Source organism: Vibrio sp. CUB2 (assembly GCF_001557945.1).
GTDB lineage: Bacteria > Pseudomonadota > Gammaproteobacteria > Enterobacterales > Vibrionaceae > Vibrio > Vibrio owensii.
The window spans coordinates 159,243-179,350 of record NZ_LNRB01000002.1; the positions used below are offsets into that span (position 1 = coordinate 159,243).

The window sequence follows — 20,108 nt, forward strand, 5'->3', positions numbered from 1 at the left end:
CTGAAACTAGACTTCGAAAGATTTAATCTTCTTGTCGAGCTCTTCAGCATTGTTTTGCATCATCTCAGAGGTCTCTAGCAACTCGCTGACCACCACGACCGATGCTTCCACAAGCTCACGAACATTGGTTAAGTTCTGGCTCATTTCTTCTGCGACGCTGCTTTGCTGACCTGATGCCGTTGCAATCTGGAAGTTCATGTCGTTAATTTGCGTCACTTGGCCAACAATGCCGTCAAGCTCAGTGCCAGCATTTGAAACCAGCTCAACACCTTCGGCCGCCTCAACCACACTCTTCTCCATCAACTCTACCGCTGAGGTTGCGCTCGCTTGAAGCTGAGTGATCATCTCTTGGATTTCTACCGTTGCTTGCTGCGTGCGTTGAGCAAGGTTGCGAACTTCATCAGCTACTACTGCAAAGCCACGGCCCGCCTCACCCGCACGTGCAGCTTCAATTGCAGCGTTCAGTGCAAGCAAGTTGGTTTGTTCTGAAATACCTTGAATGGTGCCAACTACGCTGCCGATGGCATCAACACGCTCTTCCACTTGGTTAACCGCGCTTGCTGAAGAAGCGATATCAGAAGACAGTTCGCTCATCTTAGAGACGGTTTTCTGTAAGAACTGCTGACCAGTCACAGCTTGAGTGGATGCTTGTTCGGTAAGAGATGATGCTGTTTGAGCGTGCTCTGCTACCGTTTGAACCGTAGATGACATCTCGCTCATTACGGTAGCTAGCTGATCGATCTCGTTGAACTCTTCTTGTGCTGATTCTTTGGTTTCTGACATGCTGAGTGTCATCACTTCCGTCAGCGTAGAAAGCTCATCAGAAGCATTGATCTGCATTTGAATCACATCATGCAGCTGACGACGCGTTTTCTCTAGCTCACGCGCGACATCACCATATTCATCTTTACAATCCATACCAAATGGCACAGACAGATTTTTGCTTGCCATCAACTTGATCGCATCATTTAAGTATTGTGTTTGACGCAGCATGACACGCGCAGCGGCGAGCAATAGCACCACAAACACAGCAATGAGTATCGCGGTTTGCCACGCCACTTGCGTTAGGTAGGCTTCGTAATGTTGTTGGGCAACTTGCTCGTTCTGTGTTGCCGCTAATAATGAGTTATAGAACGTGCTCGCGTCCCATAATTGTTTTGCCACAATCAGGATGGTACTGAATACCATCAACATGACCATTTTCGGAACGAGCTTGATGTCGGATATCACCCTTTCCCACGGCTTAAATGCCAGCTTTTCCATTGTCAGTTCTCCACCGAGTCTTATATAGTCTTTATCTTACTTATAGTTATGCTCGCGCTTGGTTCTGGTTGCGCGATTTATTTCGAGCTTCGTATGAAAAACTATGATATCAAAGACAGCACTAAACCGATGGGGTTGCTATCACTAATCTTGTCCTTCATGGCGCTATTTGTGATCTCTGGCCTGTTGTTTTTCCCGCTTGATCACGAAACCCGTCAAGTCTTTATCGGTCTGGATTTTATAATCTGTAGTATTTTTATACTGCAGCTCACTATAGATTTGATCCGAGCCACAGATCGCAGGTTGTTTCTTAAGCATCACTGGATCGATTTTGTGGCGAGCATCCCAATGATTGAGCCTTTGCGCTTCGCCCGCTTATTCCATATCTTGCGCGTCATTCTGGTACTGCGCTCTTCTAAATTCATTCTTTTCCAGCTCAAGCAAAACCGTCGTGAAACCACATTAGCATCCATTCTGTTGTTAATGGTGGTACTGATTACTTTAGGTTCTAGTGCGATGCTGTTTATTGAAGGGCAAAACCCTGATGCCAACATTCAGACAGGAACAGACGCATTGTGGTGGGCCTTTGTTACTATTTCGACCGTTGGTTATGGTGACCATTATCCAGTGACGACGGGAGGGAAGCTGCTTGCCGTGCTGATCATCATATGCGGTGTTGGTATCTTCGGTATGATTTCAGGTTTAATCACCTCGTTCCTGACCGCTCCCACTCGTCAGCAAGATAACCGTTCGAAGAATAAAGAGAAGCTGTTGGAACAAGTATTGGATAGGCAAGAGCAGATCCTAGATAGACTCCAATCCATCGAAGACGAACTCAATAAACAGAAACAACAGACAAAAAAATAGGACCTTCAAGGTCCTATTTTTTGTAGTCATCTTATTCTTGCCAGTAGGGCTCAACTTCCACGCTGATAGCGCGAGTCTGATCCATCGCGTGCAAGATGGAGCGCTCTTGGCGATGTAGCCAACGCTCTAACTGTTCTTGCTCTTCCCCTTCTAGCATGCCAACTAATGGCAGCAAATGGTTGAGCATGAGCAGGTCGTCAATACCATGTACCAAGTCCGCCCATGGTAGACGGAAGCTGGTGCGCTCTTCTGCATCGTACAAACTCGCGAAGCCAATACCAGTGTAAAGATTACGCAGCAGACGGTAACGTTGATCGACATATTCTTGTGCTGACAAATCACGCTCAGCAGGAAAAGCTTCCATCAACTCAGCCCAAGTGCGATCCAGTTGCTTCACTGAGAACGGTTGGATGTTACTCGACATCTTTTCGCGCGCTTTATCATCCAAAAACGGCTGCCAACCACGCGTCAGAATCCAACGACTCAAATCCAATAGCAGACTGGTGTAGCGAGCAGAACTTAGCAGCTCTAACACTTCTTCACGGCTTGGTAGCTCGCCCAGTTGTTGAGTCAACTCAGAAACAAGGAACTTACGTGCGTCCAGTTTGCGCAGCACGTTGCCTTTATCGTCCAGTAGCTCTTCTAAATGTGCGTGCTCATCGAGCCACTCAAGCTCTTCTTCCAACCATTTCATTTCTTGGCGCAGAATCGCACTTGCTCGGCGTGGCACCATGCTGCCAAAGATAGTGAACGTTTGGCGGATAAAGCGAATTGCGTTGACGATTTCTCTTAGTGATTCGACACAATCACGCTCTGCGTAGATTTGCTCATGGTAATGCCAGTGTGCTAACGCATGCTCTAATGAGTTAATTAGGCAGTATTCCACGGTGTCGTTTTTGCTGCTGTCGACCAATGCCAGCGGCTTCACTTCATCACCCGTATAGCCACTTGCCAAACGGTAGCCTTTGGCCGCTTTGCTTAAGTTGCCTAGACGCATACCACCCGCTTCACATAGGCTGCGAGCAAGGGTAAACAGTGCATCTGTTTGACCAGATTTGAGTTCAAGTTCCACTTCACAGATAGGGTCTTGCTTTTCTTCTCCGTCTTCACCTAGGGCAATCACGGCACCTTGGTCGAACGCGACTTCGATTTGGCTGCCATCAGGCATACCAATCAGCCATTGTTCACGAGTGAAGTTAGTAGAGAATAGAGGCGTCAGCTCCGCTTGCAGTGTTGCGATATCTTTACCTGCTGGCCAGATATCAGAAGGATGAAGCGTGAGGTCCGGCTCATTACTGGTGTGCTCGGCATTGTATTCTGGTCTTTGATGAAGGCCAGCAACAACGCGTCCTGCTGTTTTTACAGTCTGGACAAAAACATCATCAAAACGGCGAATTCTTAAACCAATGTCGTGCTTTCTTAACCATTTATCAGCGGTATCAAAGTAGGTGTTACCTAAGTCACGACTACTGTGCTGAAGTACTTTTGTTTCGGAAATTTTAGCTCTTAAAGTTTCTGAAAATTCAGGAGAAACAAAAAACTTCAGTTCTATCTCGGTTTCCATAGCTATACCTTTCAAAGCAGATAGAAACAGGATATTGCCTAATTTCTCACACGGCAAGAAAGAAATATCACCCGAATGATGATCTAAAACAGTTTTAATGAGCGATTTAATGCGTTAACATGCGCGCCTTTATAGCCATCGTTCAACATTTCGCCAAGAAATGGTGTATGTTTTTTTAAGGTTATAGTTATTAGGTTGAATGACCATGCCAGTAAATACAATTATGGGGTTATTTGCAAAGTCCCCAATTAAGCCTTTGCAGCGCCACGTTGTGTGTGTCAACGAATGTTGTTCACACCTGGTTAAGTTCTTTGAAGTTTCTTCAAAGGGTGACTGGGAAAAAGCAGCTGAAATCCGTGCTCAAATTTCTCACCTAGAGAAAGAAGCGGACGTGCTGAAACGTGAAATCCGTCTAAAACTGCCTCGCGGTTTGTTTATGCCAGTCGATCGTACTGACATGCTTGAGCTTCTAACTCAACAAGACAAACTTGCTAACCTGGCAAAAGACATTGCTGGCCGTGTATATGGTCGACAACTTGTCATTCCTGAGGCTCTCCAACCAAACTTCCTCGCATACGTTCAACGTTGTCTTGATGCGGCTGATCAGGCGCAAAAAGTGATCAACGAACTTGATGAACTTCTAGAGACCGGCTTCAAAGGCCGTGAAGTAACGCTCGTTGCTGAAATGATTCATCAGTTGGACGTTATTGAAGATGATACCGATGCAATGCAGATTGAACTTCGCCAACAACTCATGGCGATTGAAGCTGACATGAACCCTATCGATGTCATGTTCTTGTACAAGATTCTTGAATGGGTAGGTGGTATTGCCGACCAAGCGCAGCGCGTAGGTGCTCGTTTGGAAGTCATGCTATCTCGATCTTAAAACATAAGTTAACGACATAACGAAGAGCATTATTAACGCGTGTCAGATGGACGATGACTATTTTCACCGTCTTATGGTCTGACGCGCGCAAAATTTTGCTCCGCTTGTTATAAAACAACTAGGTATTACGATGGATATCCTCGCTAACTACGGCACTGTCCTGATTATTGTTGCAGCAGCTTTCGGTTTCTTGATGGCTATTGGTATTGGTGCAAATGACGTTGCGAACGCAATGGGCACCTCAGTCGGCTCGAAAGCGCTAACCGTTAAACAAGCGATCATTATCGCAATGATCTTTGAATTTGCGGGTGCATACCTTGCAGGTGGTGAAGTTACCGATACGATCCGTAAAGGTGTTATCGAAACGTCTCTATTCGCTCATCAACCTGATGTCCTTGTATTTGGTATGATGTCTGCGCTTCTAGCGGCAGGTACATGGCTACTGCTTGCGTCATACATGGGTTGGCCAGTTTCTACGACTCACTCTATTATCGGTGCAATCATCGGTTTCGCATGTGTGTCTGTAGGTACAGAAGCAGTGGACTGGGGCAGCGTTCAAGGCATCGTTGGTAGCTGGATTATTACTCCGGTTATCTCAGGCTTCTTTGCTTACGTTATATTTGTCAGTGCACAACGCCTGATTTTCGATACAGAGAACCCACTATTTAACGCGAAACGTTTTGTACCTGTTTACATGTTCATCACGACAATGGTGATCGCGCTTGTAACCATCAAAAAAGGTCTGAAACACGTTGGTCTTCACCTAAGTAACGGTGAAGCATGGATGTGGGCAGCCGTAATCTCAGCAGCAGTAATGGCTGGCGGTTACTTCTACATTCAAAAGAAATTTGCTAACCGCGAAGAAGACCGCAGCTTTGCTGGCGTAGAAGGCATCTTCAGCGTACTAATGGTTATCACTGCGTGTGCGATGGCATTTGCTCACGGTTCAAACGACGTTGCTAACGCGATTGGTCCACTTTCTGCTGTTGTATCAACGGTTGAACACATGGGTGAAATCACAGGTAAGAGCACAATCGCATGGTGGATTCTTCCTCTAGGTGGTTTCGGTATCGTAGTTGGTCTAGCAACACTAGGTCACAAAGTAATGGCTACCGTTGGTACTGGTATTACTGAACTAACACCAAGCCGTGGCTTTGCAGCTCAGCTTGCAACAGCATGTACGGTAGTTCTAGCGTCAGGTACTGGTCTACCTATCTCTACTACTCAAACTCTAGTGGGTGCGGTTCTAGGTGTAGGTTTTGCTCGCGGTATCGCAGCACTTAACCTAGGTGTGGTTCGTAACATCGTTGCATCTTGGATTGTTACGCTACCAGCAGGCGCGCTATTGGCAGTGGTATTCTTCTACAGCATCCAAGCGATGTTCTCGTAAGACAGACCGTCAATAGATTGTAAGCGCTTTGTCATTATTGACTCAAACGCACAGAAAGGGAGGCTTTGCCTCCCTTCTTTGTTGCACCGAGGTTTGAAACTGCATAATATTCGTCTATTTCCGGCTCCAATCATTCGGTGCCAAAGCTGTATCCAAGAAAATCGTTAAGGGATTTATTGTGAAAAAACTATTCATCACGGTTTTGTTTACTTTGCTAGCAGCGCCAGCGGCACTAGCGGCAGACCGTTATATTTCTGATGACCTATTCACTTTTATGCACTCTGGTCCAAACAACACTTACCGTATTATGGGTAGTGTTAACGCAGGCTCTAAAGTACAACTGCTGCAAGCAAACAAAGACACAGGTTACACACAGATTCGTGACTCACGCGGCCGTACTGGTTGGGTGCAAAGCAAATTCGTAACAAACCAAGAGAGCATGGCTATTCGTATGCCTCGCATTGAGAAAGAGCTGAAAGAGGTGAAATCTCAACTTGCAAACGCACGCCAAAACTCAGACACAGAAAAAGCGGGTCTAGTGACATCACTAGAAACACGCAACCAACAGATTTCTGATCTAGAGAAGAAATACTCTGAAATCAGCGACCAGCTTACTTCTGTTGAAACAGAAAACCGCGAACTTCGCGCTAAGCTAGACACACAAAAAGACGACATGCTACTTAAGTACTTCACTTACGGTGGTGGTGTTGCAGGTCTTGGTCTGCTATTTGGTCTGGTGCTGCCACACCTGATTCCTCGCAGAAAGAAATCGCCAGCAGGTTGGGCATAATTGCCTTCAGCTGAATAGATAAAGAAAAGCCAGTCGTACTCGACTGGCTTTTTTGTTGGCTTATTAAGTAGGATTCTTGTTACTCACCCATTGAACTGGATGCTCGGCGTCTGTCCGTTGCCCCATAAATCTTGCCATCTTTTAACTCAATGGCGTTCAAGCCACTCACAACTGGAATCACGTGTACTGGGTAGCCAAGTTCCATAAACTCCGGCACCAGCATTTCTGCGAACGTTTTCTTCTCCACCAACAAGCCCGTCGGGTCATAAGGCTTAGTGCGGTCTATTTTGGTGCCGTACTGAATGTTCGGCAAATCGATGGCTTCCTGCGCTGATAAGTTCCAATCCAGCACCCCAACGACGGTTTTCAACACATAACCTGGGATTTGGGAACTGCCCGGTGAGCCCACCACCAAACGCAGGTTGTCGTCACTGTCCATCACCATTAACGGCGTAATGGCGGAACGTGGACGTTTGCCCGCTTCAACCGAGTTCTGAGTTGGTTTACCGTTGACCGTTGGCTGAGGTGAGAAGTTTGCCATCTGCGCATTCAAAATAACGCCATCAACCATCACGCCAGAACCCATACCGGTGCCTACTGTGCTCGTCATGGCAATAGCATTCCCTTCCCTATCGACGATAGAGATGTGTCCGGTATCTTTGCTCTCAAAACCTTGGTACTGCGCGTACTGTGTTGCGGTGACTTGCCCTGCTTTTGGATTCTCTTTTGCTACCCCTTCACTTGGAATAAGTCCACGACGCTCATCTAAGTACTCTCTAGATAGCAATTCAGCCGTTGGCGCTTCGACAAAATCTGGGTCGCCGGCATACGCGATACGGTCAGCCTTAGCAATACGCATCGCCTCAGTCATTAAGCGCCAAGGCTCAACATTCGTCTTCGCCATTTGTGAGAGTTCGTAAGGCTCAAGTAACTCAAGGCTTTGAGAGACCATCAGACCACCGGATGCAGGGTAACCAAACGAAACGACTTTATTCCCACGGTAATCGCTCTCAATAACCTCTCGTTGCTTTACTTGATAGTTTTTGAAATCGTCTAATGACAACTTCTCATGTTGGTCATCAATGCGGCTATTGACCGTGTCTACGATGTGCTTACCAAACTCACCACCATACAAATAGCTATCACCTTGTTGAGCAATGTTTCTCAACGTCTCAGCCATCTTCGGGTTCTTCATCAAGGTGCCCGTCGGTTTAATTTCGTCTCCTTGCCAATACAAGGCTTTGACTTCTGGGTCTTGCTCAAGTCGGCTTTGCTCTCGTACGACAATGTCGTAGGTGTAACTGTTCATCGCGTATCCTTCGCTCGCCAGTTCAATAGCAGGCTTGATAAGCTCTGACCATGGCAGCTTTCCGTATTGCTCGTGAGTGGTGTAAAGCAAGCGCAGCGTTCCCGGCACGGCAATAGAGCGAGGGCCAAGTATCTCATTGCGGCTAAGCACTTCTCCGTTTTCCACAAACATCTCTGGGTTTGCGCTCGACGGTGCTTCATCTCGTCCATCCAAGGCGAGAAACTTTTGTTTATCGTGCTGGTAGAACAGGGCGAACGTACCACCACCGATGCCTGTCATGTCTGGCTCTACAACGGACATCACCATTTGCATCGCAACCATGGCATCGACCGCGTTACCACCTTGCTTCAATACGGAATAGCCAGTACTACTGACATAAGGGTTGGTTGCACTCACCATAAAATGTTCACCAGTATTATCTGGCGTAATTGGGAAAGGTTCTGGCTTTGCGGCATGGCTCACCGCGGCAATCAAGCTCAAAGAAAAAGTAAGAATACGCATACGTTCCGGATAGACTCCTGTATTTATAAGATGTCTAACGTTGACTCAATGCTTATTGCGAAGTTCGTCAATATGGCGTTTTTTTACACAACACTGACTGGGGAACACCTATCAATAAATACGCCGTATTGGAGTCATTTAAACGACAGGCATAAGGTATATTTTGTTTCTTTGAACCCTGAGTTGGCATCACTAAAATGGATAAACTAACCGCTCTACAGAGGTAAAAAAAGCCAGCGGCAAAAGCTCACTGGCTAGATTTGATTTGGAAGAAAAGACGGCTTTAGTTTGAAGCTTAGCCTTTCCATTCATAGAGAGCTGGGATACGGATTTTCTCTCCTTGGAATTCGACGATCACCGCTTGCGGTTGGATCTCTTTCAAAGTGATCTGCCCATCAACCACATCACCTTGATGGTACTCAACGTTATTGATCTTCACCCAACGACGATTCACATCACTCGAGTACATGTGCGTTTGCAAGTTCATAGCAGGTAATCGTCCATGCCATTGTCGAGCGTCACGCTCAAGATCATCAGCCGATGATGCATTATCAGCTGATGGTTGATCATTATTTGCTAACGCGTTCTCTACTTTCAATGCTAAGTCTGGAGATAAAGAAGACAAGTCAAGATCGTCGAGCGACAAGCCGAGATCATCATGGCTTTGCATTTTCGGACTGGTCGGCGCGGTTTTCTGAGGTACTTCTAACAAGTCCTGCTCACCAGGAACCGAATCATTATTGGCATACCCTTGATCAACGAACGTCCCAAACTCTTGTGAGAGTTCGGCAGTCGGCCAATCTCGTTGCAACTGCGCCAGTTGTGGCTCCTCGGGGTAACTTAAGCTTTCGAATTTAGGCTTAACCACTGGTTTTACTGGCTCAACGATCGGCTGCGCTTTTTCGACCACAACAGGCTCTGGGGCATCTTGGGCAAAGAGATCCAAATACCACGCCGCGCCAACAGCCGTAATGCTCACTGGCAATAGAAAGAGTCCAACATGCTTCATGACTGACATTATGCGTCCTCCTCATCAATTTGCTTTAGCTGCGGTGCATCCATTTGTACACTCTGCTGCAATCGCTCCAATGTACGTTGTCCTGCGATACCATCAACACCAATGCCTTGCCAACGTTGGAACAACTCAACACGCTCTTTTAATGCGCCATCATAGATATCAGAACCTAGCGGTTGCTCATTCACAGCCTGTGCCAACAGTTGGTCAAGAACATCAATCGCTGGCCCTTCCATATCTAAGCGCAACGTATCCTTGAGCGGCGCTTGCCACAACTCAATGATGTTGCCTTGCCATAATGGTTTAAGCCAAGAAACGGGAAGTCGCAAACGCTGACTGCCGTTGAGCACTTCAACTTTGTCATCGCCAATGGCATACAAAACAACATAACCGACTTGGCCTTGATAGTTGAGCTCTAAGATAACCGGGCGATTTTGCTGCACCAACAACGGCCATGTCGCCATTTTACGCTCGCATCGCATGGTGGATTGAGGCTCTGATAAACATAAATTGTCACGTACCGAAGCACGATAACCCCAAAGCTTATACAGTTCATTCACCGCTAGGTTCGATTGTTTTTGTTCTAGCAACATGTTGCGCTGCTCATTGGTCAATTGCTCATTAACCACAGGCGCAGCAATTTGAGGGACTGTCGCTTGAACGACTTGAACAGGCGCAGTGCTTACCGTCGACTTTAAAGGCATTTGCTGCATCACAGCCCAACCAATACCGACAGCAGCGCAAACACCGATGGCAGCCGAGCCCCATGTCGGCCATTCAAAACTGCGGCGAATAGGTTTATCTTGCTGATAAATCTCCGCTTGGAACTGCATTACCTCTTCACACGCTTGATGAACAGTTTGCTTATCCACGACCACATTGCCTTTGTAATAGCTCATGTTCAGGGATTTATCGCAAATCAAGTTAATCAGACGCGGAATACCGTGACTGTATTTAGCAATCAATTTGGTAGAACTGCGGTCAAACAGCTGTTTATCACCACCAGCGGTGTGCAAACGGAACGTGATGTAATCTGCGGTTTCTTTCTCATCCAATGGCAGCAAGTGATAACGGCCAGTAATGCGCTGAGCAAGTTGACGCAGTTGCGTAGTTTGCAACAAGCGCTGTAATTCAGGCTGCCCCACCAAAAGCACTTTAAGCAGTTTACGCGTATCCGTTTCTAAGTTAGTTAACAGACGTAATTGCTCAAGCACATCGGCTGCCAAGTGCTGAGCCTCATCGATAACCAATAAGGTTGTCCAACCTGACTTGTGATTATTCAACAAGTACTCATGAATAACTTGGTTAAGCTGCTTTAGTGTCGCATCTTGCGGATAGGTGACTTTGAATTCATCACAAACGGCTTCGAGTAAGTCTCGACTTGAGAACGTTGGATTGAGGATCAACCCCGCTTTGGTGTTCTCGTCTAAGTTTGCCAACATGGCTTTTGCGACCGTGGTTTTACCTGTCCCTACCTCGCCTGTCAGCATGGCAAAACCACCACCATCGCCTAACCCCGCCTGAAGATGCGTAATTGCCTCTTTATGACGTTGGCTCAGATACAGATAACGCGAGTTTGGAACAATCGAAAATGGCAGTTCAACAAACCCGAAAAAGTCCTTATACATTAGGATCTCCAGCTAAAACCCACCCGCAATCAAATCGGGATATTCCTTATTAGACTTAAACAAAGCGCTAAGTTCTTTTAGATGTGAAGAAAAGTACCATTGCTTGCTACAATGTCCAACGTCATATCCATAAATTAAGAGGTAATCCGTGCAAGTTTATTTAGTTGGTGGTGCAGTTCGAGATCATTTGCTCGGAATCGACAGTTATGACAAAGATTGGGTGGTCGTCGGCTCGACACCAGAAATGATGCAAAGCCAAGGCTACACTGCTGTCGGGAAAGACTTTCCTGTGTTTCTTCATCCCAAGACTAAAGAAGAGCACGCCCTTGCACGAACCGAAAGAAAATCTGGCGCGGGTTACACTGGCTTTGAATGTTTCTTTGATCAAAGCGTTACACTAGAAGAAGACCTCATCCGTCGCGACCTCACTATCAACGCTATGGCGATGGATGAAGATGGCAACTTGTATGACCCATATGGCGGTCAAAGAGATATCGATGCAAAAGTACTTCGTCATGTCTCGCAGGCTTTTGTTGAAGACCCTCTGCGTGTTTTACGCGTTGCACGCTTCGCGGCTAAGTTAGCTCACTTGGGGTTTAGTGTCGCAGAGGAAACCATGCTGCTGATGCGCGACATGGCAGAATCCGGCGAGCTAAGCACGCTAACGCCAGAACGTGTTTGGCAGGAATGGCACAAGTCGCTTTCTACCTCTCGTCCAGACGTGTTTTTATCCGTTTTAAGAGATTGCGGTGCATTAGCCGTTGTCTTGCCAGAAATTGATGCGCTGTTTGGCGTACCTCAACCAGAAAAATGGCATCCGGAAATCGACACGGGCATTCATACCTTAATGGTGGCACAGCAGGCAGCTAAGCTGAGTGATTCACTACCCGTTCGATTTGCTGCGCAAGTACATGACTTAGGGAAAGGTATCACGCCAGAAAGCGAATGGCCAAGTCATAAAATGCATTGTCATACAGGATTAAAACTGATTAAAAAGCTGTGCGACCGTGTACGCGTACCTAATGAGTTTCGTGACTTAGCCCTAATGGTGTGCGAGCAGCACTCTAACATCCATCGAGCAGCTGAACTTAAGCCTCAAACCATTATCAAGATCCTCAACAAGTTTGATGTGTGGCGTAAATCAGAACGTTTACAAGATATTTTAATCTGTTGCCAAGCCGATCATGCAGGTCGAAAGGGGCTAGAAGACCAACCTTACCCGCAAGCAGAGCTGTTTATGCAAGCTTACCAAGCGGCGGCATCTGTCGATGTACAAGCGATCATTAAAGACGGCTTCAAAGGCCCAGCAATTCGTGATGAACAAGAGAAGCGTCGCGTTGAGGCGGTCAGAGTTACACTAGGAAAATAGACCGATAGGTACATAACGAACAAACAAAAACGCCCACTTAGCCAAGCGGGCGTTTTCATTCAGATTAGGTTTAAGCTGTCAGCAAGAAAGCAAACAAGCCAAAACCTAGAATCAGACGGTAGATAACGAATGGTGTCATGCCCATGCGTGAAATCATCTTCAAGAAGAAGTGAATACAGATGTACGCACTGATAAACGAAGTCACAATGCCCGTTAGTAGGAAGCCAACGTGTACTGGTTCACCGCTTGTCACCAACTTCATACCTAGGTAACCACCCGCCAAAGTAATGATTGGGATAGACATTAGGAATGAGAAACGTGCCGCCGCTTCACGAGTGAAACCAAGGTAAAGTGCCGCCGTGATTGTCGCACCAGAGCGTGAAGTACCAGGAATCATCGCGAGTGCTTGCGCGATACCGATAAACAGAGCCTTCTTCCAGCCAGTTTGGTATTCATCTGCTACTAGCTCTGCATTTTTATCTACCCACCAAAGCAACAAGCCGAAGATGATAGTCGTGGTTGCAATCACGTAGGCACTACGCAGGTAAACCTCGATGATGTCTTTCATCAACAAACCAAACACACAGGCTGGGATCGTTGCAATGACGATCATCCATGCCAGTTTGGCCTCTTTGCTGCGATCTCCTTTAAAGATCGAAGCAAACAGTGCTTGGAAAAGCGTGATCACTTCTTGACGGAAGTAGATCACCACCGCCATCAACGTACCAACGTGAACGGCAACATCAAAGGCCAAACCTTGGTCTTCCCAACCAAGAATGGCAGAAGGCAGGATCAAGTGCGCAGAGCTGGAAATTGGTAAAAACTCTGTCAGACCCTGAATCAGAGCCAAAATAAAGGCTTCAAAGTAACTCATGTAAACAACTCAGATTAAAGTGAAAAAGAAACTGGTTTGAGTGAATCGACAGGCTGCATCACCTGCCAAATATCTGCGATTGTTCTTCCATCGCCGGGGATCACCAATTGAGGTTCGAGATCATACAGGGGCTTTGTTACAAAAGGATATTTGTAGATATCACTGCGAGGTAGCTCAGGTTTTTGCTGCGAAATACACTCACCAAACAAGACTATATCGAGATCTAAAGTTCGATCCTGATACTTCTGCGCGTTTTCTTCACGCCCCCACTGAAATTCAATCTCGCGTAAGCGGTGACTCAACTCTTCGAGTGATAACTCCGTGGAAAAACTAATCACGAAGTTGTAGAAGTTTTGGCTGCTAAAGCCGATTGGCTCGCATTCGTATATCGGCGAAACTCTCAGATCACATCCAAGCTTTTGCAGCTCTTGATAAGCCACAAGTGCGTGATGTTCTCGGTCAATATTGGTCCCTACACCGATATACGTTTTGATCATGCCTGACCTCGCTCAATCACAACGCCAACAGCGCGTGCTTGAGGAACAGCACCAGGTTTCGCTAAACGGATCTTCACCCAAGGAACAGAGAAACGTTGCATGATAAGCTCTGCGACTTCTTCTGCCACGCGTTCCACCAACAAGAAGCGACCATTTTCGATGTGATTCAACACCGCTTCGCTCACTTGTGAGTAATCCAACGCATCTTGAACATCATCACTCTTGCCCGCCGGCTTGTTGTCGTGCGCCATTTCGATGTCCAGAACCAGCTTCTGCTTGATTTGCTGTTCCCAATCGTAAACGCCGATGGTGGTGATCACTTCTAACTGTTCAATAAAAACTTTATCCAGAGCCATCTTATGTCCTTCTATTACAGAGGTCGGATACCCGATTTGGGCATTTTGATCGTACTATTCTATACCCAAGCAACCTGCTGCGGCCTTTAACCACGTCAATTGGTGGCAAATGTCGCTTGGGTATAAACTGCGAAGACTCTTTATATACAAGAAATCCCATAATGCAAGCTCTATCGCAGAGAGTATTTTTGCTCGCAGCCGAATCGCGGTATGATAGCAATTACTCAGGAACTGAGCATTAAATTCCAATCCATCAAGGACTTCTATGGACGCACTGGCACTAATAATGACAATGGCCGCCTATTTGCTGGGTTCGATCTCCAGTGCGGTTCTAATTTGTCGTTTGCTGAGACTGCCAGATCCACGCAAAGTTGGCTCGAATAACCCAGGCGCCACCAACGTATTACGTATTGGTGGTAAAGGGGCTGCGATTGCCGTATTGCTTTGCGATATGCTCAAAGGCACCATTCCAGTTTGGGGTGGCTACTTCCTTGGTATCGACCCAATAATCCTTGGTGTTATCGCCATCGCGGCCTGTCTTGGCCATATGTATCCGATCTTCTTTCACTTTAAAGGTGGCAAAGGTGTTGCAACGGCACTGGGCGCAATAGCACCTATTGGTTTGGATTTAACTGGGCTGGTGATGCTCACTTGGCTCTCTGTTGCGGCTCTATTCCGTTACTCTTCCTTGGCTGCCTTGGTGACGGTTCTGGTTACTCCTTTTTATACTTGGATGTTCAAACCCCAATACACTCTGCCTGTGGCCATGTTGTGTTGTTTAATCGTCTTTAAGCACCATCAAAACATCCGCCGCTTACTGTCCGGTGAAGAGCCTAAGATTGGCGAGAAGAAACTGATAGAAAAAAACTCGGCTTAGTGCCGAGTTTTTTGTATTTGAATCATGCCGTACAAGATTTTATGCATGTACTTTATTGAGGAAGTTCAACAGCATTTGGTTAACGAACTCTGGCTGTTCTAAAGAGCTGATATGTCCCGCTTCAGGAATCTCCACTAACTCACTGCCCGTAATGCAATCATTCATTAAGTAAGATTCAAACACTGGACGTGGCTTATCCTCACGACCAACCGCAATCAACGTTGGCAATGCAAACATCTCAGAATCTTCAATCACATCACGACGGCCAAACACCATACGTCCAATACGAGCAACTTCGACTGCACGCTCACCTTGTAGAGCTTCCAGACTTTGTTTGAATGAAGCCACTAACTCTGGATTCACTTGCTCGGCATTATTGGCAAAAAACAGCGGAGTGACAGCCTCAATAATTGGCGCTGGCACGGCTTGTACTTGGCTAATCGTATCTAACATCGCAAAGTACTTCTTGTGCGTCACTTCAGGCTCAAGCCCAATGAAGGTATCAATCAACACCAATGACTTCACACGCTGCGGCGCTTGAGAAGTCAACTCTGCACCCCACATGCCACCGACAGACAAACCAACAATAGAGAATTGTTCGATCTCCAAATGATCCATCAATGCCAGCATGTGCTGAGCGTAATCCACCAAAGAACGGGTTGAAGCTGGCGCAGAATCTGACTCACCATGTCCCCAAAGGTCTGGCACAATACAACGGTACGATTGGCTCAACACTTCAATTTGTGGAGCCCACATTTGGCAATCCCAAAGGTAGCTGTGACCAAACAGAAGTACAGGACCTTCGCCCTTGTCTAAGTAAGCAAGTTCTTGGCCTTCAATTTCAAACTTATTCATTGTTATATCCATTTCTTATTCTTGCGCATCATCCTATCACCAAAACAATATAGAACTGCTCGCATCAGTCAGACTTTCACATTAATTACACGAAGCCTTTCAAGTCGTTAGCTAAAAATAAAGGCCTCTGATGAGCAGAGACCTTTATTGTCGTGAATCTATTTCAAACCTTCAGCAGAAGTTTGCTTACGCGATTGGCGTCAGTTGGTCGATTGGCCAACGTGGGCGCGCTTCCACGGCCATGTCTGACACTTCGCCATTCTTCAGGCGCTGCATACCAGCGTAAGCGATCATCGCACCGTTGTCGGTACAGAATTCCGTGCGTGGGTAGTAAACTTCACCACCGACTTTCTTCGCCAGCTTCTCAAGCTCAGCACGCAAACGACGGTTAGCACTTACACCGCCAGCAATAACGATGCGCTTCATGCCTGTTTGCTCTAGTGCACGCTTACATTTGATTGCGAGTGTTGCACACACGGCTTCTTCGAATGCTAAAGCGATGTCCGCGCGTGTTTGCTCGTCATCACCGTTTGCCGCAATAGTATTAGCAGTAAAAGTCTTTAGACCAGAGAAGCTCATGTCCAAACCTGGCACATTGGTCATTGGACGTGGGAATTTAAAGCGACCCGGTGTGCCTTTCTCTGCCAGTTTAGATAGCAGTGGACCACCTGGGTAATCCAAGCCCATTAGCTTGGCAGTTTTATCGAACGCTTCACCCGCTGCGTCATCAATCGATTCGCCTAGGATTTTGTACTCGCCGATGCCTTTCACTTCCACCATCATTGAGTGACCACCTGATACCAATACCGCCACAAACGGGAACGGTGGTGGGTTATCTTCTAACATAGGTGCAAGAAGGTGACCTTCCATATGGTGAACAGGTACCGCAGGTACACCCCAAGCGTAAGCGATACTGCGACCAATCGTTGCACCAACAAGCAAAGCACCAACAAGACCAGGGCCTGCCGTGTACGCCACACCATCAATGTCTTTCGGGGTTAGGTTTGCTTCCTTTAGCGCCTCTTTAATGAGAGGAATGGTTTTCTTAACGTGGTCACGTGAAGCCAACTCAGGCACCACGCCACCGTAATCCGCGTGAAGTTTTACTTGGCTGTAAAGCTGGTGTGATAGCAGACCTTTTTCATCGTCGTAAATCGCGATGCCAGTCTCGTCACATGAGGTTTCAATACCGATAATGCGCATGGTTTTCTCAGTGGGCTTTCTATATAGAGGAAATTTGGGCGTCATATTACCTTGCCTTGGTGCTTCAAACAAATTTTGTACAGACAATAAGCGATAAAAGGCTTTACAAAGCTTATGTGATCGGATTAAAATTCCGCACCATTTTTGATCAAGCTGGTAATAGACCAAACAATTGTGATTTGGTTTACTGAAATCCAGCGTTAACGAATAACCCCTGAGGTGAAAGGCATATGCCAGTAGTTAAAGTACGTGAAAACGAACCGTTCGACGTTGCTCTACGTCGTTTCAAGCGCTCTTGCGAAAAAGCAGGTATCCTTTCTGAAGTGCGTCGTCGTGAGCACTACGAAAAACCAACTACAGTTCGCAAACGCGCTAAAGCAGCAGCTCAAAAGCGTCACGCTAAGAAGCTTGCTCGCGAAAACGCTCGTCGCGTTCGCCTGTACTAATAACTGAGCTCCGGAAAGGAATTTAGTTATGGCTCTGATTGATAAACTCAAAGAAGAGCAAAAATTAGCGATGAAAGCCAAGGACAAATTGCGCCTTGGTACTATTCGTTTAGCTCTATCAGCAATTAAGCAACGTGAAGTTGACGAACAGATCACTCTGGGCGACGACGACATTCTTGCTGTATTGACTAAGATGGTTAAACAACGTCGCGACTCTGTAACGCAATTTGAAGCAGCGGGTCGTCAAGATCTAGCTGATGCGGAACAAGCTGAAATTACGGCTCTTGAGGACTTTATGCCTCAACCACTGACAGACGAAGAAGTTGCAGCTCTTATCGAGAATGCAATTGCGGAATCTGGTGCAGCTGGCATGCAAGACATGGGCAAAGTAATGGGCGTTCTGAAACCGCAAATTCAAGGGCGTGCAGATATGGGTAAAGTAAGCGGTCTAGTTCGCGCTAAATTGGCTTAATACCCCACCCAATTGCAGCAAGCCGTGCTATCCTTTGGAACGCACGGCTTGTTTGTATCTGGCAGAATGGAATAACAAAAAGCCGTACACATGCTTTTCTCTGTAACCCATTCACACCAATCATGATTTTCTTTTTTTGTTAGGTTTTATGGCTGGACACATCCCTCGCAGTTTTATTGATGACCTCCTAGCTCGACTCGATATTGTCGATATTATCGACGCGCGCGTAAAACTTAAGAAAAAAGGCAAAAACTACGGTGCTTGCTGCCCTTTCCATAACGAAAAGACCCCTTCTTTCAGCGTTAGCCAAGAGAAACAGTTTTATCACTGCTTTGGTTGTGGCGCGCACGGCAATGCCATCGACTTCATTATGGAGTTCGAACGTTTAGAGTTTGTCGAAGCGATTGAAGAACTGGCGTCTTACCTTGGTTTGGACGTACCACGCGAACAGCGCAGTGGTGGCGGTGGTCAGTTTAAATCTGGCCCTCAAGCAAGCAGCAGTGAAAAACGCAGTCTTTACGATTTGATGGGCAGCATTGCTCAGTTCTATCGTAACCAACTCAAGCAGCCAGCAAGCAAAGTGGCGATTGAGTACCTGAAAGATCGCGGTCTATCTGGCGAAATCGTACAGAAGTTTGGCATCGGCTATGTGGCTGATGAATGGGATTTAGTTCGTAAGAACTTCGGCCAGAACAAAGACAACCAAGACATGCTTGTGACTGGCGGCATGTTGATCGAGAACGACAAAGGTAACCGCTATGACCGCTTCCGTGGTCGTATCATGTTTCCGATTCGTGATCGTCGTGGTCGAGTGATTGGATTTGGTGGTCGCGTTCTTGGCGACGGTACTCCGAAATACCTAAACTCACCAGAAACGCCTATCTTCCATAAAGGTAAAGAGCTTTACGGCCTTTATGAAGTTTTACAGGCATATCGTGAACCACCACGAATTTTAGTGGTTGAAGGTTACATGGATGTGGTGGCTTTGGCGCAATATGGCGTAGATTACTCTGTCGCTTCATTGGGCACGTCAACGACCGGTGACCACATTCAAATGCTGTTCCGACAAACCAACACCGTTGTGTGTTGTTATGACGGTGACAGAGCAGGTAAAGAAGCCGCATGGCGCGCGTTAGAGAACGCACTTCAATACCTAAAAACAGGTAACACATTGAAGTTCTTGTTCTTACCTGATGGTGAAGACCCGGACAGCTACGTTCGCAAATACGGCAAACAAGCCTTCGAACAACAAATTGAACAAGCGACACCGCTTTCGAGCTATCTTTTCGATAACCTGATTGAATTGCACCAAATCAACTTGGGCAACAATGAAGGTAAATCCGCACTGCGTGCCTACGCGAGTGCCTTAATCGACAAGATACCAGATCCCTACTTTCAGGAATTGCTCGAAAAGCTGCTTGATGAACGCACGGGCTTTGATAACCGCTTACGCCAGCCGCGTAAGAAGACGAGCGAAACTCGACCTCAGCCGCACAAAGAGATCAAACGAACTCCAATGCGCGAGGTAATCGCTCTACTTATTCAAAATCCGAGCTATGCTCAAATGGTACCTGATTTGTCTTCGGTAAGAGATTTATCAATACCAGGACTAAGTTTATTTGTTGATGTACTTGATAAATGTCAGGCACATCCCCATATCAACACAGGCCAATTATTAGAGCATTGGCGAAATAGCCAAAATGAGACCCTTCTGTCTCGTCTAGCGAGCTGGGATATACCCCTCGTAGAAGACAACCTAGAAGAAATATTTTTAGACTCACTGGATAAAATTATTGCCCAGTGCGTAGAAAAGCAAATTGAAAACCTGCAGGCCAAAGCAAGAAGTGTCGGTTTATCAGCCGAAGAGAAAAGGGAGCTGCTAGCTTTAATGCTAGATTTAAAAGCGTAACCCTGATTAATTAGTCAGCAACAATTAAATTTGCTAT

Annotated in this window: 19 protein-coding genes; 9 read left to right on the forward strand and 10 right to left on the reverse strand. The window is 46.6% G+C overall.

Annotation, left to right across the window (positions count from 1 at the left end; all coding sequences use genetic code 11):
- Nucleotides 1–6 precede the first annotated feature (6 nt).
- Nucleotides 7–1,263, reverse strand: coding sequence for a methyl-accepting chemotaxis protein (locus ATB78_RS03045; RefSeq protein WP_061007779.1), 1,257 nt, complete (start codon nucleotides 1,261–1,263; stop codon nucleotides 7–9).
- A gap of 48 nt (nucleotides 1,264–1,311) precedes the next feature.
- On the opposite strand from ATB78_RS03045, the gene ATB78_RS03050 reads away from it, so the two are divergent.
- Entirely contained in the window at nucleotides 1,312–2,130 is an 819-nt protein-coding gene (locus tag ATB78_RS03050; protein ID WP_061007780.1) for a potassium channel family protein, read from the forward strand.
- A gap of 31 nt (nucleotides 2,131–2,161) precedes the next feature.
- Here ATB78_RS03050 and ATB78_RS03055 read toward each other — a convergent pair whose 3' ends face one another.
- Nucleotides 2,162–3,694, reverse strand: coding sequence for an inorganic triphosphatase (locus ATB78_RS03055; RefSeq protein ID WP_061007781.1), 1,533 nt, complete (start codon nucleotides 3,692–3,694; stop codon nucleotides 2,162–2,164).
- A 205-nt stretch (nucleotides 3,695–3,899) separates the two neighbouring features.
- Here ATB78_RS03055 and ATB78_RS03060 point away from each other — a divergent pair, with 205 nt between their 5' ends.
- From ATB78_RS03060 to ATB78_RS03070, 3 genes are all read left to right on the forward strand, one after another.
- Nucleotides 3,900–4,580, forward strand: coding sequence for a TIGR00153 family protein (locus ATB78_RS03060; RefSeq protein ID WP_005431974.1), 681 nt, complete (start codon nucleotides 3,900–3,902; stop codon nucleotides 4,578–4,580).
- 130 nt (nucleotides 4,581–4,710) lie between these two features.
- Nucleotides 4,711–5,970 carry an inorganic phosphate transporter gene (locus tag ATB78_RS03065; protein ID WP_038893945.1) on the forward strand — a complete coding sequence of 420 codons (1,260 nt, stop codon included), beginning with the start codon at nucleotides 4,711–4,713 and terminating at the stop codon, nucleotides 5,968–5,970.
- A 178-nt stretch (nucleotides 5,971–6,148) separates the two neighbouring features.
- On the forward strand, nucleotides 6,149–6,760 hold the full coding sequence (locus ATB78_RS03070) for a TIGR04211 family SH3 domain-containing protein (RefSeq protein WP_005436055.1): 612 nt from the start codon (nucleotides 6,149–6,151) through the stop codon (nucleotides 6,758–6,760).
- Nucleotides 6,761–6,839: 79 nt separating this feature from the next.
- Here ATB78_RS03070 and ggt read toward each other — a convergent pair whose 3' ends face one another.
- From ggt to ATB78_RS03085, 3 genes are all read right to left on the reverse strand, one after another.
- Nucleotides 6,840–8,570, reverse strand: a complete 1,731-nt coding sequence (ggt, locus tag ATB78_RS03075) for a gamma-glutamyltransferase (RefSeq protein ID WP_061007782.1) — start codon at nucleotides 8,568–8,570, stop codon at nucleotides 6,840–6,842.
- Nucleotides 8,571–8,865: 295 nt separating this feature from the next.
- Nucleotides 8,866–9,588: a general secretion pathway protein GspB gene (locus ATB78_RS03080; RefSeq protein ID WP_005436050.1), complete on the reverse strand. Its 723-nt coding sequence runs from the start codon at nucleotides 9,586–9,588 to the stop codon at nucleotides 8,866–8,868.
- Nucleotides 9,588–11,213, reverse strand: a complete 1,626-nt coding sequence (locus tag ATB78_RS03085; protein ID WP_038893942.1) for an ExeA family protein — start codon at nucleotides 11,211–11,213, stop codon at nucleotides 9,588–9,590. Before ATB78_RS03085 ends, ATB78_RS03080 begins: the two co-directional genes overlap by 1 nt.
- Nucleotides 11,214–11,361: 148 nt before the next feature.
- Here ATB78_RS03085 and ATB78_RS03090 point away from each other — a divergent pair, with 148 nt between their 5' ends.
- Nucleotides 11,362–12,582 (forward strand): multifunctional CCA addition/repair protein, encoded by a 1,221-nt coding sequence (locus ATB78_RS03090; RefSeq protein WP_061007783.1) that lies wholly within the window; start codon nucleotides 11,362–11,364, stop codon nucleotides 12,580–12,582.
- Between the two features lie 70 nt (nucleotides 12,583–12,652).
- Here ATB78_RS03090 and ATB78_RS03095 read toward each other — a convergent pair whose 3' ends face one another.
- Genes ATB78_RS03095 through folB form a run of 3 tightly spaced genes read right to left on the reverse strand, consistent with a single transcriptional unit; the run spans nucleotide 12,653 to nucleotide 14,309 of the window.
- Nucleotides 12,653–13,456, reverse strand: coding sequence for an undecaprenyl-diphosphate phosphatase (locus ATB78_RS03095; RefSeq protein ID WP_005436046.1), 804 nt, complete (start codon nucleotides 13,454–13,456; stop codon nucleotides 12,653–12,655).
- Between the two features lie 14 nt (nucleotides 13,457–13,470).
- The gene (gene folK, locus ATB78_RS03100; RefSeq protein ID WP_005436045.1) at nucleotides 13,471–13,953 is read right to left on the reverse strand and encodes a 2-amino-4-hydroxy-6-hydroxymethyldihydropteridine diphosphokinase; all 483 of its coding nucleotides are present in this window, start codon (nucleotides 13,951–13,953) and stop codon (nucleotides 13,471–13,473) included.
- The gene (gene folB, locus ATB78_RS03105; protein WP_005436044.1) at nucleotides 13,950–14,309 is read right to left on the reverse strand and encodes a bifunctional dihydroneopterin aldolase/7,8-dihydroneopterin epimerase; all 360 of its coding nucleotides are present in this window, start codon (nucleotides 14,307–14,309) and stop codon (nucleotides 13,950–13,952) included. The genes folK and folB overlap by 4 nt, the downstream gene beginning before the upstream one ends.
- Before the next feature lie 265 nt (nucleotides 14,310–14,574).
- Between folB and plsY the strand changes: the two genes are divergently transcribed.
- Nucleotides 14,575–15,186 carry a glycerol-3-phosphate 1-O-acyltransferase PlsY gene (gene plsY, locus ATB78_RS03110; protein WP_009707765.1) on the forward strand — a complete coding sequence of 204 codons (612 nt, stop codon included), beginning with the start codon at nucleotides 14,575–14,577 and terminating at the stop codon, nucleotides 15,184–15,186.
- Between the two features lie 39 nt (nucleotides 15,187–15,225).
- Here plsY and ATB78_RS03115 read toward each other — a convergent pair whose 3' ends face one another.
- Together ATB78_RS03115 and tsaD are read right to left on the reverse strand one after the other, a co-directional pair.
- Nucleotides 15,226–16,041: an alpha/beta fold hydrolase gene (locus ATB78_RS03115; RefSeq protein WP_061007784.1), complete on the reverse strand. Its 816-nt coding sequence runs from the start codon at nucleotides 16,039–16,041 to the stop codon at nucleotides 15,226–15,228.
- A 186-nt stretch (nucleotides 16,042–16,227) separates the two neighbouring features.
- The gene (gene tsaD / locus ATB78_RS03120; protein ID WP_009707767.1) at nucleotides 16,228–17,244 is read right to left on the reverse strand and encodes a tRNA (adenosine(37)-N6)-threonylcarbamoyltransferase complex transferase subunit TsaD; all 1,017 of its coding nucleotides are present in this window, start codon (nucleotides 17,242–17,244) and stop codon (nucleotides 16,228–16,230) included.
- A gap of 230 nt (nucleotides 17,245–17,474) precedes the next feature.
- Here tsaD and rpsU point away from each other — a divergent pair, with 230 nt between their 5' ends.
- The 3 genes from rpsU to dnaG all read left to right on the forward strand — a co-directional run bounded on the left by rpsU (nucleotide 17,475) and on the right by dnaG (nucleotide 20,071).
- Nucleotides 17,475–17,690, forward strand: coding sequence for a 30S ribosomal protein S21 (gene rpsU, locus ATB78_RS03125; RefSeq protein ID WP_001145625.1), 216 nt, complete (start codon nucleotides 17,475–17,477; stop codon nucleotides 17,688–17,690).
- A 28-nt stretch (nucleotides 17,691–17,718) separates the two neighbouring features.
- Complete coding sequence (locus ATB78_RS03130) at nucleotides 17,719–18,162, forward strand: GatB/YqeY domain-containing protein (RefSeq protein ID WP_061007785.1); 444 nt, start codon at nucleotides 17,719–17,721, stop codon at nucleotides 18,160–18,162.
- Between the two features lie 148 nt (nucleotides 18,163–18,310).
- On the forward strand, nucleotides 18,311–20,071 hold the full coding sequence (gene dnaG, locus ATB78_RS03135) for a DNA primase (RefSeq protein WP_005436030.1): 1,761 nt from the start codon (nucleotides 18,311–18,313) through the stop codon (nucleotides 20,069–20,071).
- Nucleotides 20,072–20,108: the final 37 nt, after the last annotated feature.

What these genes read in the sequence shown, in the direction of transcription:
- tsaD (WP_009707767.1), bottom strand. Translation starts at nt 17,244, where the DNA reads ATGCGCATTATCGGTATTGAAACCTCATGTGACGAGACTGGCATCGCG.
- ATB78_RS03085 (WP_038893942.1), bottom strand. Translation starts at nt 11,213, where the DNA reads ATGTATAAGGACTTTTTCGGGTTTGTTGAACTGCCATTTTCGATTGTT.
- ATB78_RS03115 (WP_061007784.1), bottom strand. Translation starts at nt 16,041, where the DNA reads ATGAATAAGTTTGAAATTGAAGGCCAAGAACTTGCTTACTTAGACAAG.
- folB (WP_005436044.1), bottom strand. Translation starts at nt 14,309, where the DNA reads ATGGCTCTGGATAAAGTTTTTATTGAACAGTTAGAAGTGATCACCACC.
- ATB78_RS03045 (WP_061007779.1), bottom strand. Translation starts at nt 1,263, where the DNA reads ATGGAAAAGCTGGCATTTAAGCCGTGGGAAAGGGTGATATCCGACATC.
- ggt (WP_061007782.1), bottom strand. Translation starts at nt 8,570, where the DNA reads ATGCGTATTCTTACTTTTTCTTTGAGCTTGATTGCCGCGGTGAGCCAT.
- ATB78_RS03095 (WP_005436046.1), bottom strand. Translation starts at nt 13,456, where the DNA reads ATGAGTTACTTTGAAGCCTTTATTTTGGCTCTGATTCAGGGTCTGACA.
- dnaG (WP_005436030.1), top strand. Translation starts at nt 18,311, where the DNA reads ATGGCTGGACACATCCCTCGCAGTTTTATTGATGACCTCCTAGCTCGA.
- ATB78_RS03060 (WP_005431974.1), top strand. Translation starts at nt 3,900, where the DNA reads ATGCCAGTAAATACAATTATGGGGTTATTTGCAAAGTCCCCAATTAAG.
- ATB78_RS03065 (WP_038893945.1), top strand. Translation starts at nt 4,711, where the DNA reads ATGGATATCCTCGCTAACTACGGCACTGTCCTGATTATTGTTGCAGCA.
- ATB78_RS03055 (WP_061007781.1), bottom strand. Translation starts at nt 3,694, where the DNA reads ATGGAAACCGAGATAGAACTGAAGTTTTTTGTTTCTCCTGAATTTTCA.
- ATB78_RS03080 (WP_005436050.1), bottom strand. Translation starts at nt 9,588, where the DNA reads ATGTCAGTCATGAAGCATGTTGGACTCTTTCTATTGCCAGTGAGCATT.
- rpsU (WP_001145625.1), top strand. Translation starts at nt 17,475, where the DNA reads ATGCCAGTAGTTAAAGTACGTGAAAACGAACCGTTCGACGTTGCTCTA.
- plsY (WP_009707765.1), top strand. Translation starts at nt 14,575, where the DNA reads ATGGACGCACTGGCACTAATAATGACAATGGCCGCCTATTTGCTGGGT.
- ATB78_RS03050 (WP_061007780.1), top strand. Translation starts at nt 1,312, where the DNA reads ATGCTCGCGCTTGGTTCTGGTTGCGCGATTTATTTCGAGCTTCGTATG.
- folK (WP_005436045.1), bottom strand. Translation starts at nt 13,953, where the DNA reads ATGATCAAAACGTATATCGGTGTAGGGACCAATATTGACCGAGAACAT.
- ATB78_RS03130 (WP_061007785.1), top strand. Translation starts at nt 17,719, where the DNA reads ATGGCTCTGATTGATAAACTCAAAGAAGAGCAAAAATTAGCGATGAAA.